This is a genomic window from Williamsia sp., from assembly GCF_016462415.1.
GTDB lineage: Bacteria > Actinomycetota > Actinomycetes > Mycobacteriales > Mycobacteriaceae > Williamsia_A.
On sequence record NZ_JAEMTF010000062.1, the window covers coordinates 11,535 to 24,127 of the forward strand.

The window sequence follows — 12,593 nt, forward strand, 5'->3', positions numbered from 1 at the left end:
GGGTAGATGTCCTGGTACTTCTTCGGCGGGTTCTCGGCGAACGCGATGGTGCCGTCGGGCTGCACATAGAACCAATCCGGGTGTTCGAGGGCCCACGGGTGATCGGGCGCGCACTGCAGGGCCAGGTCGATGGCCACCTCCATGCCCAGCTCACCGGCCCGGGACAGGAAGTAGCCGAAGTCCTCCTCGGTGCCCAGCTGCGGGTGGATGGCGTCGTGTCCGCCGTGCGCGGAACCGATGGCCCACGGTGAGCCGGGGTCGTCCGGTCCCGGCGTGAGCGTGTTGTTGGGTCCCTTGCGGTTCATCTCGCCGATGGGGTGGATCGGCGGCAGGTACACGACGTCGAAACCCATGTCGGCGATCCGCGGCAGATCCTGTGCGGCCGTGAGGAATGTGCCGTGCACCGGACGCCCGTCGTTGTCTCGGCCGCCGGTGGACCGCGGGAACATCTCGTACCAGGATCCGAACAGGGCGCGCGTGCGGTCCACCCAGACCCGGAACGAGCGGCTCTTGGTGACCAGGTCGCGCACCGGGTGATCGTCGAGCAGTCGCACGACCTCCGGGGCGAGCGCCGGTCGCACGCGGACGGCGAGATCGTGGTCGGACCGCAACGCCTGCACCGCGTCGACGAGCAGCGCTCGATCCGTGGGCGGCACCGCGTCGGCCGCCCGCTCGAGCAGCCTCGCCCCGGACTCGAGGTCGTTGGCCAGCTCGGCGGCGCCCTGACCGGCGTCGAGCTTCTTGGTCACCGCGCTGTTCCATGTCGTGTACGGGTCGCTCCACGCGTCGATCCGGAACGACCAGTAGCCGGGTGCATCCGGGATGAACGCGCCGTTGTACGTGTCGGGCTCGTGGGCGGGGTACATCGGTGACTCGAGGACCGAACCACGGACCGGGCCCTCGACGTGCAGGGTGGCCGCGACCGCGTCGTGGCCCTCGCGCCAGACCGTTGCGCTGACCGGGAAATATTCGCCGACAACGGCTTTGGCCGCGAACTGTCCCGCGGATATCACCGGCTCGATGTCATCTATGCCGATGCGCCCAATCACCCGTTCGCCACCCTTCGCCTCACCGGTTGCTGCCCCGTGCCGTCGGCGGGGTCAGCGTCGACCGACTTCGCATCGGCCCCACTCAACCGTAGGGGATCACCGGGACTTTGGCGGGAGGACGGTCGGTTGGGCACCGGCTCAGGCGTTCGATGCCGACGTGTGCAGCCGGGTCAGCGCGGCGCGGACCACGGCGGGGTCGCTGGTCTGCCAGAACGGCGGCAACGACGCGCGGAGGTACCCGCCGTAGCGGGCCGTGACCAGGCGTGGATCGAGGACGGCGACCACGCCGCGGTCATCGGTGGCGCGCAGCAATCGGCCCGCGCCCTGCGCCAGCAGCAGCGCCGCGTGGTTGGCGGCCACGGCGAGGAACCCGTTGCCACCCCTCGCGGCCACCGCGCGTTGGCGTGCGATGAGCAGCGGGTCGTCGGGCCGCGGGAACGGCACCCGGTCGATGATGACGAGGCTCAGCGAGGGGCCGGGGACGTCGACGCCCTGCCACAGCGACAACGTCCCGAACAGACACGTCGACTCGTCGGCGGCGAACTGCGAGATCAGCGTGCCCGTGGCGTTCTCGCCCTGACAGAGCACCGGGTGGTCGACGCGTTCGCGGACCAGTGCGGCGGCCTCCTTTGCGGCGCGGATCGACGAGAACAACCCCAGCGTGCGTCCGCCGGCGCTCTCGATCAGTTCGACCATCTCATCGATGGTCGACGGGGCGATACCGGCGCGTCCGGGCGGGTCGAGGTGGGCGGCGACGTACAGGATCGCCGAGGTGCGGTAGTCGAACGGTGACCCGACATCGACGCCCTGCCAGCGGAAGGTGTCACCGTCGGCGGGCACCGACGAACCGGTCGCGGTGAGATCGGACAGCGGGGCGGTGGTGTCGGCACCACGGCCGGAGATCGGCAGCCCCCAGTTCGCGGCCAGGCTGTCGAAGGTGCCTCCGATGGTCAGGGTCGCGGAGGTCAGGATCGCGGTGGTCTCGTTGAACAGGGACGAGCGCAGCAACCCGCCGACCGACAGCGGTGCGATGCGGATGACCGGTCGGCGTTCGTCGCGGACGAGATCCTCGGCGGTCCAGACGACGTCACGTCGCTTCGACTCGTCTGGCTCGTCGAAGGCGCCGAGGAGGCGGACCGCGTTGTCGTGCAGGTCGTCGAGGGCGGTGATGGCGGCCGACCGCGCGGCCGCGCCGGCGGGATCGGCATTACCCCGGGCCGGACCGATCGCCGAGCGCGCGCGCCACAGCCGGTCGCGTAGACCGGCGAACGTCTCGGCCGCACCGTCGGGCAGCCGGGTCCAGCGGCCGGCCGGTGTCCCGTCGAGGAGTTGGGCAACCAGTTCGCCCGCACCGGCGATGTCGTCGGCAAGCTCCTCGTCGATGAGCTTCGCGCAGCGGCGGGCGACGCCGGCGACGGTGCCGGGGGAGATCTCCGCGGTGGCCACCGAGGTGATCCGGTCCACGAGCTCGTGTGCCTCGTCGATGATGACCACGTCGTGCTCGGGCAGGACGTTGAAGCCGCTCATCGCGTCGATCGCGAGCATCGCGTGATTGGTGACGACGACGTCGGCCGAACCCGCCTCGGCTCGGGCCAGCTCGGCGAAACAGTCCGTGCCGTAGGTGCAGTTCGTCGCACCCAGGCATTCGCGGGCGCTGACGCTGATCTGCTTCCAGGACCGGTCGAGGACGGCGATCGGTAGTTCGTCCCGGTCGCCGCTCTCGGTGTCGCTGACCCATTCCCGCAGACGGACCACCTCGCGCCCCACCCGGGACATGGTGAACGCGTCGAACAGCTCGTCGGTCTGTTCCTCGGCCTCACCGCTGTGCACCTTGTTCAGACACACGTAGTTCGACCGCCCCTTGAGGATGGCGAACGTCGGTGCCCGGCCGAGGGGTTTCGTCAGCGCCTTGGCCAGCCGGGGCAGGTCACGTTCGATGAGCTGACGCTGCAGGGCGATCGTGGCGGTGGAGACGACCACCGTGGTGCCCGAGTCGACCGCGTGACGCAGCGCGGGGACCAGGTAGGCCAACGATTTACCGGTGCCGGTACCCGCCTGCACCGCGAGGTGCTCGCCGGTGTCGATCGCGGTGGCCACCGCCGACGCCATCCGCACCTGACCGTCACGGTGCGCTCCGCCGAGTGCGGAGACGGCGGATTCGAGCAGGGTGGTGACCGGGGGCAGTTGGGTCACGGCAGCGCGAAGCGGGTGGGGATCGCGGGCTCTCCGCGCGAGAGACCCAGCCCCTCCCACGGCAGGCTGACGAGGGCGTCGGCGAGGTGGTCGCGGCCTTCGGTGAGGCTGGGGAGTCCGTCGACGGGTTCCCCGTCGCGCACCAGGGGGATCTGCAGGTCGGTGGTCGCCAGTCCGCCGGTGTCGGGCATCGACCCGCCCGCCGGGTAGATGATCTCCTCGACGATCGTGCCCGTGGAGCGCGCCGATCGGGCCGCGGCCTTCGCGCCACCGCGCGACTCCTTGTGGCTGGAGCGTTTGGCGACACCTATGCCGTCGACCTCGACCAGTTTGTAGACCATGCCCGCTGTGGGCGCGCCGCTTCCGGTGACCAGCGAGGTCCCGACCCCGTACGCGTCCACGGGCTCGGCGCGCAGCGCGGCGATGGCGTATTCGTCGAGATCGCCGGAGACGACGATGCGGGTGTCGTGCGCGCCGAGGTCGTCGAGTTGCGCACGGACCTGGCGGGCCAGGACCCCGAGGTCACCGGAGTCGATGCGGACACCGCCGAGTCGGGTACCGGCGACCTCGATCGCGTTGATCACGCCCTGGGTGATGTCGTAGGTGTCGACGAGCAGGGTGGTCCCGACGCCCAGGGCGTCGACCTGTGCGGCGAACGCGGCCCGTTCGTCGGGGCCGTCCGGGCCGGTGTGGGCGAGGGTGAACGAGTGGGCGCTGGTGCCGGCGCCGGGGACGCCGTATCGCCGCGTCGCCTCGAGGTTCGACGTCGAGGCCATCCCGGCCAGATACGCCGCGCGCGCACTCGCCACCGCCGCCGACTCATGGGTTCGACGCGAGCCCATCTCGATGATGGGTCGGCTCCCGGCCGCGGTCACCATGCGTGCCGCCGCCGAGGCGATCGCGCTGTCGTGGTTGAGCACCGACAGCACAAGTGTCTCGAGCAGCACGGCCTCGGCGAAGGTGGAGCGGACGCTGAGGATGGGGGATCCGGGGAAGAACAGCTCGCCCTCGCGGTAGCCGTCGATGGAGCCGCTGAAGCGGTAGTCACGCAACCAGTCGAGGGTGTCGGCGTCCACGGCGTCGGCCAGGGCGCGCAGTTGTTCGTCGCCGAATCGGAATCCGGCGAGGGCGTCGATGACACGGCCGGTACCGGCCACGACGCCGAAACGGCGGCCGTCGGGGAGACGCCGGGCGAACACCTCGAACGTGCACTGGCGATGCGCGGTGCCGTCCCGCAGGGCGGCCGACACCATCGTCAGTTCATACCGATCGGTGTACATCGCTGTGTTCTCGGCGCTCACAATCACCTACCCTGGGGCCATGCGCGGACTGATGACGACCGCACGCGTACGCACCGCAGCAGGGCCGGTTGATCGCCGGACCGAGGCCAGATCGGAGCGTCGGATCTCACTCGACGGTCAGGATGAGGCTACCCCGGCGGGTACCGCGGTGGCCGAACCCGACACGGCCGACGCCGGCACCGCGACCGACCGTCCCTGGGTGACGATCGTGTGGGACGACCCGGTCAACCTGATGCGCTATGTGACGTTCGTCTTCCAGAAGGTGTTCGGTTACTCGGAGTCACGGGCCTCGCAGCTGATGATGCTGGTGCACACCGAGGGCAAGGCGGTGGTCTCCAGTGGCGACCGCGACAAGATGGAGATCGACGTGCGCAAACTCCAGTCCGCCGGTCTGTGGGCCACCATGCAGCGGGACAGCTGAGCGGGTGCAGAACTGGAAGCGTCGGGGCCGGGGCGGCTCCATCCGGATCACCACGCGTCTGGACTCCCACGAGAGCGAGCTCATCGCGTCGTTGGTGACGTCGATGACCGAACTGCTCGACGAACGATCCGACAGCGCCCCCACCGACGACCTGTCCGCCATCACCGGCATCGAGACGGGGCACTCGACCCCACCCGACGACGCCACCCTGGGCCGGCTGCTGCCGGACTTCCACCGGCCCGATCAGGATCGGGAACTCGGTGCCGACACCGTCAACGGCGATCTCAACGGCGCGCTGCGCAGCGTGCACGAGCCGCACATCATCGCGGCGAAATCCGAAGCGGCGCAGACGGTGCTGAACACCCTGCCGTCCGGTGGCGGCGATGTCTCGTTGACCCCGGCCCAGGCCGAGCAGTGGCTGACGGCCGTCAACGACGTGCGCCTGGCCCTCGGCGCCATGCTCGGCGTCACCGAGAACACCCCCGACCAGCTCCCGCCGGACGATCCGCAGGCCGCCCATCTCGACGTCTACCACTGGCTCACCGTGGTGCAGGAACTGCTCGTCGTCGCCCTCATGGGGAAGTGACCCCGTGATCGGGTTGCGCACCAGCGCCAACGACTCCCTCGGCGACGTCGCGGGTGTCACCGTCGGACACGCGGATCGGCTCGACGACGACGTGCGGGTCGCCGGCGACGACATCCCCGGATCCGGCTGGGCGACCGGGGTCACGGTGGTCCTGCTGCCCACGGGATCCGTCGCGGCGGTCGACGTGCGCGGTGGTGGGCCGGGCACCCGCGAGACCGACCTGCTCGATCCGTCGAACACGGTGCAGACCGCCCACGCGATCGTCCTGTCCGGTGGCAGCGCGTACGGACTGGCCGCAGCCGACGGTGTGATGAACGAACTCGGCTCGGCCGGAGTCGGATTGGCGATGAACCCGTTCGGAGACGTGGTGCCGATCGTGCCCGCCGCGGTCATCTTCGACCTCCCGGTCGGCGCCTGGACCGCGCGTCCCGACGCCGACTTCGGTGCGCGCGCCGTCCGCGCGGCCGATCGCCATTTCGCCGTCGGGTCGGTGGGTGCGGGCACCGGTGCCCGTGCCGGGGTCCTCAAGGGCGGGGTCGGAACCGCGGGCGTCGTCCTGGACACACCCGCCGCCCCGGGGATCACCGTGTCGGCGTTGATGGTGGCGAATCCGGTCGGCGACGTGCTCGATCCGGCGACCGGTCTGCCGTGGGGCGCCACCGACGACGACCTCGCGCACCACCGGCTGCGCACCCCCGACGCCGCCGAACTCGACGCCTACCGTGCGCTACGCGCGAAGGCCACGGTCCTCAACACCACCATCGGTGTCGTCGCCACCGACGCCCGTCTCGACGCCGCGTCCACCCGGCGCGTCGCGATGGCCGCCCACGACGGCATCGCGCACGCCATCCGTCCCGCGCACTCGCCGCTGGACGGTGACACCGTCTTCGCGGTGGCGACCGGTGAGCGGATCGTTCCACCTTCCCCGGCGGTCCCGGCGGGCATGAACCCCGACGTCGCCCTGCTGGCCGCGGTGTGTGAGGCCGCTGCGGTGGTCGTCCGTCGTGCCATCGTCGCCGCGGTCCTGGCCGCCACACCCGTGGCCGGAATAGCGTCTGCGCGCACGACGTTGCCCTCGGCATGCTCTCCATCAGGCGAGATCTGATCGATCAGATGATCGCGCACGCCCGCGCCGATCATCCCGACGAGGCGTGCGGGATCGTCGCCGGGCCGGAGGGATCGGATCGACCCGAGCGGTTCGTGGCGATGATCAACGCCGAGCGCTCGCCGACGTTCTACCGTTTCGATTCCGGCGAGCAACTGCGGGTCTGGCGCTCGATGGAGGGCGCCGACGAGGAGCCGGTGGTCATCTACCACTCGCACACCGCCACCGAGGCGTACCCGAGTCGTACCGACATCTCCTACGCCTCGGAACCGGGGGCTCACTACGTCCTGATCTCGACCCGTGACCACGACGCCGAGGTCCGCAGCTACCGCATCGTCGACGGGGTCGTCGACGAGGAGGACATCGTCATCGCCGAGGGCGCCGACACCGACATCCCAGGAGCACACCCATGACCGTCACCGTCTCCATCCCGACCATCCTGCGGACCTACACCGACGGTGAGAAGCGGGTGCAGGCCTCCGGCGCCACGCTCGGGTCGCTCATCGACGACCTCGAGTCGAACCACCCGGGTCTGCGCGACCGGCTGATCGCCGACGGGAGACTGCACCGGTTCGTCAACGTCTACGTCGACGACGAGGACGTCCGTTTCTCCGGCGGGCTCGACACCGCGGTCACCGACGGCGGACAGGTGACGATCCTGCCCGCCGTGGCCGGTGGCCGACGATGACCGGGCACCCGCGGTCGCGGCGATGACCCGGTACGACTCGCTCATCGACTCCGTCGGCCACACCCCGATGGTCGGGCTGCAGCGGATGTCGCCACGATGGGACGACTCCGAGGCGGGGCCGCACGTCCGACTGTGGGCGAAGCTCGAGGACCGCAACCCGACCGGGTCGATCAAGGATCGACCGGCGTTGCGGATGATCGAGCAGGCCGAACGCGACGGCACGCTGACGCCGGGCTGCACCATCCTCGAACCCACCAGCGGGAACACCGGGATCTCGCTGGCGATGGCCGCGAAACTCAAGGGCTACGAGCTGATCTGCGTCATGCCGGAGAACACCTCCGACGAGCGGCGGGCGTTGCTGGCGATGTACGGCGCGCGGGTCATCGCCTCGCCTGCGGCCGGTGGCTCGAACACCGCGGTCGCGATGGCCAAGCAGCTCGCGGCTGAGAACCCGAGCTGGATCATGCTGTACCAGTACGGCAATCCGGCCAACGCGCTGGCGCATGAGGAGCACACCGGCCCCGAACTGCTCGCCGATCTCCCCGAGATCACCCATTTCGTCGCCGGCCTGGGCACCACGGGGACGCTGATGGGCGTCGGTCGGTACCTGCGCGACCACCGTCCCGACTGTGCGATCGTCGCGGCCGAACCGCGCTACGGCGACGAGGTGTACGGACTGCGCAACATCGACGAGGGGTTCGTCCCGGAGCTCTACGACGCCTCGGTGCTGACGCGGCGCTTCTCGGTCCAGAGCGGCGACGCGATCCGTCGCGTACGTGAGCTGGTGGAGACCGAGGGGCTGTTCGTGGGTGTCTCGAGCGGCGCCATCGCGCACGCCGCCCTGGCGATCGGGCGTCAGGCGCTCGCCGCCGGCGAGCGCGCCGACATCGGCTTCATCGTCTGCGACGCCGGGTGGAAGTATCTGTCGACCGGCGTCTACGCCGGTACCCTCGATGAGGCAGAGACCGCGCTGGAGGGCCAGCTCTGGGCGTGAGGCGAGGAGCCGAGAACATGACCACATACGACGCACCGACCGTGGACGTGGCGGGCCGTCGCCCGCTGTGGATCCGTTCGGCGGTCGTGATGGCCGTCATCATCGCGACCCTCTACGTCGTCGAGGCCATCGACACCGCGATGAACAACCGGCTCGACGCCGACGGGATCGTCTCCCGCGACGCCGACGGGCTGGTGGGGATCGTGTTCTCGCCCTTCCTGCACGACGGTTTCGCGCACCTGACCTCCAACGCCGTGCCCGGCGCGGTACTCGGGTTCCTGCTGCTGCTCGCACGCCGGTTCGTGGTCGCGACCGCGGTGGTGTGGATCGTCTCCGGCGTCGGGGTGTGGCTGTTCGGTCCCACCGGTTTCACCACCATCGGCGCGTCCGGGATCATCTTCGGATGGCTGGCCTTCCTGCTGGTCCGCGGACTGTTTAACCGGTCACCGTTGCAGATCCTGCTCGGCGTGCTGCTGTTCCTGGTCTACGGATCGGTGCTCTGGGGCGTGGTCCCGGGGCAGAACGGCGTGTCCTGGCAGGCGCACCTGTTCGGTGCGATCGGCGGGGTCCTGGCGGCATCGTTGCTCGCCGGCCGGGACCGGCGGCGCAGGCAGAAGGATCCCGCGGCGACAACGCCGCAGCGCTTCGGTACGAACCCGACGACCTCGACCCGTGGGACACTGCCTCGGTGACCGAGGCAAACATCGACGCGCCGATCGGCATCTTCGACTCCGGTGTCGGTGGGCTGACCGTGGCCCGGGCCATCGTCGATCAACTCCCTGACGAGGACATCCTCTACGTCGGCGACACGGGCAACGGTCCGTACGGCCCGTTGAGGATCCCCGACATCCGCGCGCACGCGCTCGCGATCGGCGACGACCTCGTCGAGCGTGGGGTCAAGGCATTGGTGATCGCGTGCAACACAGCGTCATCGGCCTGTCTGCGCGACGCCCGGGAGCGGTATCCGGTACCGGTGATCGAGGTCATCCTGCCGGCCGTCCGCCGGGCTGTCGCCACCACGAGGTCGGGTCGGATCGGGGTGATCGGCACCTCCGCCACCGTGGCCTCGCGCGCCTACGACGACGCCTTCGCCGCCGCCCCGCACGCCGAGATCACCTCGGTCGCGTGCCCGCGGTTCGTCGACTTCGTCGAACGGGGCATCACATCCGGGCGGCAGATCCTCGGCCTCGCCGAGGGGTATCTCGAACCGCTGCAACAGGCTCGCGTCGACACCGTCGTGTTGGGCTGCACCCATTACCCGCTGCTGTCGGGGGTCATCCAGTTGGCGATGGGCGACGAGGTGACGCTCGTGTCCAGCGCCGAGGAGACCGCCAAGGACGTGGTTCGTGTGCTGACCCGCAACGACCTGCTGCACCCGCACACCGACCGTCAGGCGCAGCGCGTGTTCACCGCGACGGGGGACCCGGTGTCGTTCGCGCGTCTGTCCACTCGATTCCTCGGACCGTCCGTCGGGCAGATCCAACACGCATAAAGCGCCATCGTCGGTGCTGTGTGGCGCGTCACGTGGCACAGTGAACGACATGCGACTGACCGTCCTGGGGAGCTCCGGCAGTGTTGCCGGGCCGGATTCACCGGCCTCGGGGTATCTCCTCACCGTGCCCGGCGAGCAGCCCGTGGTGCTCGACTTCGGGCCCGGCGTGCTGGGGGCTTTACAGCAGCACACCGATCCGAACGCGGTCGCGGTGATGCTGAGCCATCTGCACGCCGATCACTGCCTGGATCTGCCCGGCATGCTGGTCTGGCGCCGCTACCACCCGACGCCGGCCACCGCCCGTGCCCCGATGTTCGGGCCCGGCGGCACGGCGATCCGGATCGGTGCGGCGTCCTCGGAGTTCGCCGGCGCGGTCGACGACATCAGCGACACCTTCGACGTGCGCACCTGGGTCGACGGGGAGGCGGTCGAGATCGGTGGGATGACCGTTCTCCCGCGCCGTGTCCTGCACCCGCCCGAGACCTACGGACTGCGAATCACCGGACCGGCGGGGGAGGTGCTCGCGTTCAGCGGCGACAGCGCCGTGTGCGACACCCTCGTGACGCTGGCCGCCGACGCCGACGTCTTCCTCTGCGAGGCCTCCTGGACCCACGCACCGTCCGAGCGTCCGCCGGAGCTGCACCTGTCGGGTACCGAGGCCGGCGACATCGCTCGGCGTGCAGGAGTGAAATCGCTGCTGCTGACCCACATCCCGCCGTGGACGAGCACCGAGGACGTCCTCGCCGAGGCCCGCGCCGCCTACTCGGGTCCGGTCAGTGTCGCGCGGCCCGGGCTGGTCGTCGACGTCGCATGACCGAGCCGTCCGGCCACACCGGGGTGTCGTTAGAGTTGGTCCCGTGAGCAGACGCGCAGACGGCAGAGCAGACGACGAGATGCGGGCGGTCCGCATCACCCGAGGTTTCACCAACCACCCGGCGGGCTCGGTGCTCGTGGAGTTCGGGCAGACGCGGGTGATGTGCACGGCCAGCGTGGAAGAAGGCGTCCCGCGGTGGCGGCGAGGGTCCGGACTGGGCTGGCTGACCGCCGAGTACTCGATGCTCCCCGCCGCCACGCACAGTCGATCCCAGCGTGAATCGGTCAAGGGCAAGATCGGCGGCCGCACGCACGAGATCAGCCGGCTCATCGGCCGGTCGCTGCGCGCGTGCATCGATCTCGCGGCGCTGGGGGAGAACACCATCGCCCTCGACTGCGACGTGCTGCAGGCCGACGGCGGCACCCGGACCGCGGCGATCACCGGCGCCTACGTCGCCCTCGTCGACGCGGTGGCCTTCCTCAACGCGCGCGGCAAACTGGCCGATCCCCAGCCGATCTCGTGCGCCATCGCGGCGGTCAGTGTCGGTGTCGTGGACGGCCGCGTCCGACTCGACCTGCCCTACGAGGAGGATTCGCGCGCCGAGGTGGACATGAACGTCGTGACCACCGATGCGGGGACCCTCGTGGAGATCCAGGGCACCGGTGAGGGCGCGACATTCGCCCGCGCGACGCTGGACAAGATGCTCGACCTCGCCGCGGTCGGCACCGAGCGCCTGTTCGAGGCGCAACGTGCGGCCCTCGACGCCCCGCGTCCCACGAGCACCGCCGAGCCCACCGCGGACTGATGCCGACGACCCTGCTGCTGGCCAGCCGTAACGCGAAGAAGCTCGCCGAGCTGCGGCGGCTGATGGTGACCGAGGCCATCGAGGGCATCGCCGTTGTCGGGCTCGACGAGGTGCCGCCGTTCGACGAGGCCCCGGAGACCGGTGAGACGTTCGAGGCCAACGCGCTGGCGAAGGCCGTCGACGGGTGCGCCGCAACCGGATTGGCCTGTCTGGCCGACGATTCCGGGCTCGAGGTCGACGCCCTGCGCGGGATGCCGGGGGTGCTCTCGGCGCGGTGGTCGGGTCGCCACGGCGACGATCAGGCCAACGTCGACCTGCTTCTCGGTCAGTTGACGGACGTCCCGGACGAGCGCAGGGGAGGGGCCTTCGTCTCCGCGTGCGCGGTGGTCACGCCCGACGGTGACCAGACCGTCGTCCGCGGGGAATGGCGCGGTCGGGTGGCGCGCGCGCCGCTGGGCGACAACGGCTTCGGCTACGACCCGATCTTCGTACCCGACGACGACGCCGCCCGCGGTGCGGGCACCGTCGCCGGTCGCACGGCCGCGCAGCTGTCGGCGGCCGAGAAGGACGCGCTCAGTCACCGGTCCCGGGCGCTCGAGCAGCTCATCCCGCTGTTGCGCGAGCTCGGCTCACTCGGCGGCTGAGGCCGCGCTCAGACCGCGAACTCCGACTTGATCTCTCGGGTCCGGACGTGCTCGACGTAGAACGACAGGAACGGGATCGTGCCGGCGAGGAGCGTGAAGACGGCCTTGCCGACGGGCCACCGGACCTTGATGGCCAGGTCCAGCGCCATGATCAGGTACACGAAGTAGACCCAGCCGTGCACGATGGGCACGAAATCGAGTGCGTCGACATCGAATCCGTACTTCAGGACGAGCTCGACGACCAGCAGCAGCAACCACAGGCCGGTGATCCAGGCCATCACCCGGTAGCGCAGCAGTGCACTGCGGATCTTGTCCGGGGCGGCGGTCGCCTTCGACGCCAACGACGGCTCGGGTGCTGAGGTCACTGTTTCTCCTGCTGTACGGGTCCGGACTCGCTGCTCGCGAGTTCGGACAGATAACGGTTGTACTCGGCCAGGTCGCGGATCTCGGGCGGGGAGTCGTCGTCGGCGGTGACGCGGCTCGCGGTGGCGGGGCGAGGGG

General features: G+C 70.2%; 15 protein-coding genes. 11 read left to right on the plus strand and 4 right to left on the minus strand.

Annotated features, from left to right (window positions below; translation table 11 throughout):
* The 3 genes from JHC79_RS15255 to JHC79_RS15265 all read right to left on the minus strand — a co-directional run.
* A partial coding sequence (locus JHC79_RS15255) for a maltotransferase domain-containing protein (protein WP_296392259.1) occupies positions 1 to 1,049 on the minus strand: 1,049 nt, incomplete at its 3' end.
* Between the two features lie 138 nt (positions 1,050 to 1,187).
* Positions 1,188 to 3,242, minus strand: coding sequence for an ATP-dependent DNA helicase (locus tag JHC79_RS15260; protein ID WP_296392261.1), 2,055 nt, complete (start codon positions 3,240 to 3,242; stop codon positions 1,188 to 1,190).
* Entirely contained in the window at positions 3,239 to 4,543 is a 1,305-nt protein-coding gene (locus JHC79_RS15265; RefSeq protein WP_296392263.1) for a nicotinate phosphoribosyltransferase, read from the minus strand. The genes JHC79_RS15260 and JHC79_RS15265 overlap by 4 nt, the downstream gene beginning before the upstream one ends.
* A 19-nt stretch (positions 4,544 to 4,562) precedes the next feature.
* Between JHC79_RS15265 and clpS the strand changes: the two genes are divergently transcribed.
* From clpS to JHC79_RS15320, 11 genes are read left to right on the plus strand one after another with little or no spacing between them, the layout of a single operon-like run.
* Positions 4,563 to 4,964 carry an ATP-dependent Clp protease adapter ClpS gene (gene clpS, locus JHC79_RS15270; RefSeq protein WP_296392265.1) on the plus strand — a complete coding sequence of 134 codons (402 nt, stop codon included), beginning with the start codon at positions 4,563 to 4,565 and terminating at the stop codon, positions 4,962 to 4,964.
* Positions 4,965 to 4,968: 4 nt separating this feature from the next.
* Positions 4,969 to 5,550 carry a DUF2017 domain-containing protein gene (locus tag JHC79_RS15275; protein WP_296392267.1) on the plus strand — a complete coding sequence of 194 codons (582 nt, stop codon included), beginning with the start codon at positions 4,969 to 4,971 and terminating at the stop codon, positions 5,548 to 5,550.
* Positions 5,551 to 5,554: 4 nt separating this feature from the next.
* The gene (locus JHC79_RS15280; RefSeq protein ID WP_296392269.1) at positions 5,555 to 6,655 is read left to right on the plus strand and encodes a P1 family peptidase; all 1,101 of its coding nucleotides are present in this window, start codon (positions 5,555 to 5,557) and stop codon (positions 6,653 to 6,655) included.
* Positions 6,631 to 7,068 (plus strand): M67 family metallopeptidase, encoded by a 438-nt coding sequence (locus JHC79_RS15285; protein WP_296392271.1) that lies wholly within the window; start codon positions 6,631 to 6,633, stop codon positions 7,066 to 7,068. Before JHC79_RS15280 ends, JHC79_RS15285 begins: the two co-directional genes overlap by 25 nt.
* Complete coding sequence (locus JHC79_RS15290) at positions 7,065 to 7,343, plus strand: MoaD/ThiS family protein (RefSeq protein WP_296392273.1); 279 nt, start codon at positions 7,065 to 7,067, stop codon at positions 7,341 to 7,343. Before JHC79_RS15285 ends, JHC79_RS15290 begins: the two co-directional genes overlap by 4 nt.
* A gap of 22 nt (positions 7,344 to 7,365) precedes the next feature.
* Positions 7,366 to 8,337, plus strand: coding sequence for a PLP-dependent cysteine synthase family protein (locus tag JHC79_RS15295; RefSeq protein WP_296392275.1), 972 nt, complete (start codon positions 7,366 to 7,368; stop codon positions 8,335 to 8,337).
* Positions 8,338 to 8,354: 17 nt separating this feature from the next.
* Positions 8,355 to 9,029 (plus strand): rhomboid family intramembrane serine protease, encoded by a 675-nt coding sequence (locus JHC79_RS15300; RefSeq protein ID WP_296392276.1) that lies wholly within the window; start codon positions 8,355 to 8,357, stop codon positions 9,027 to 9,029.
* Complete coding sequence (murI, locus tag JHC79_RS15305) at positions 9,026 to 9,829, plus strand: glutamate racemase (RefSeq protein WP_296392278.1); 804 nt, start codon at positions 9,026 to 9,028, stop codon at positions 9,827 to 9,829. Before JHC79_RS15300 ends, murI begins: the two co-directional genes overlap by 4 nt.
* Positions 9,830 to 9,878: 49 nt before the next feature.
* Positions 9,879 to 10,643, plus strand: a complete 765-nt coding sequence (locus JHC79_RS15310) for a cyclic nucleotide-degrading phosphodiesterase (protein ID WP_296392280.1) — start codon at positions 9,879 to 9,881, stop codon at positions 10,641 to 10,643.
* A 43-nt stretch (positions 10,644 to 10,686) separates the two neighbouring features.
* A complete protein-coding gene (gene rph / locus JHC79_RS15315; RefSeq protein WP_296392282.1) occupies positions 10,687 to 11,448 on the plus strand; it encodes a ribonuclease PH in 762 nt (253 codons plus the stop codon).
* The gene (locus JHC79_RS15320) at positions 11,448 to 12,092 is read left to right on the plus strand and encodes a non-canonical purine NTP pyrophosphatase (protein WP_296392284.1); all 645 of its coding nucleotides are present in this window, start codon (positions 11,448 to 11,450) and stop codon (positions 12,090 to 12,092) included. Before rph ends, JHC79_RS15320 begins: the two co-directional genes overlap by 1 nt.
* 8 nt (positions 12,093 to 12,100) lie before the next feature.
* Here JHC79_RS15320 and JHC79_RS15325 read toward each other — a convergent pair whose 3' ends face one another.
* The gene (locus JHC79_RS15325) at positions 12,101 to 12,457 is read right to left on the minus strand and encodes a DUF3817 domain-containing protein (protein ID WP_296392286.1); all 357 of its coding nucleotides are present in this window, start codon (positions 12,455 to 12,457) and stop codon (positions 12,101 to 12,103) included.
* Positions 12,458 to 12,593: the final 136 nt, after the last annotated feature.

What these genes read in the sequence shown, in the direction of transcription:
- clpS (WP_296392265.1), top strand. Translation starts at nt 4,563, where the DNA reads ATGCGCGGACTGATGACGACCGCACGCGTACGCACCGCAGCAGGGCCG.
- JHC79_RS15320 (WP_296392284.1), top strand. Translation starts at nt 11,448, where the DNA reads ATGCCGACGACCCTGCTGCTGGCCAGCCGTAACGCGAAGAAGCTCGCC.
- JHC79_RS15310 (WP_296392280.1), top strand. Translation starts at nt 9,879, where the DNA reads ATGCGACTGACCGTCCTGGGGAGCTCCGGCAGTGTTGCCGGGCCGGAT.
- JHC79_RS15295 (WP_296392275.1), top strand. Translation starts at nt 7,366, where the DNA reads ATGACCCGGTACGACTCGCTCATCGACTCCGTCGGCCACACCCCGATG.
- JHC79_RS15300 (WP_296392276.1), top strand. Translation starts at nt 8,355, where the DNA reads ATGACCACATACGACGCACCGACCGTGGACGTGGCGGGCCGTCGCCCG.
- JHC79_RS15290 (WP_296392273.1), top strand. Translation starts at nt 7,065, where the DNA reads ATGACCGTCACCGTCTCCATCCCGACCATCCTGCGGACCTACACCGAC.
- JHC79_RS15285 (WP_296392271.1), top strand. Translation starts at nt 6,631, where the DNA reads ATGCTCTCCATCAGGCGAGATCTGATCGATCAGATGATCGCGCACGCC.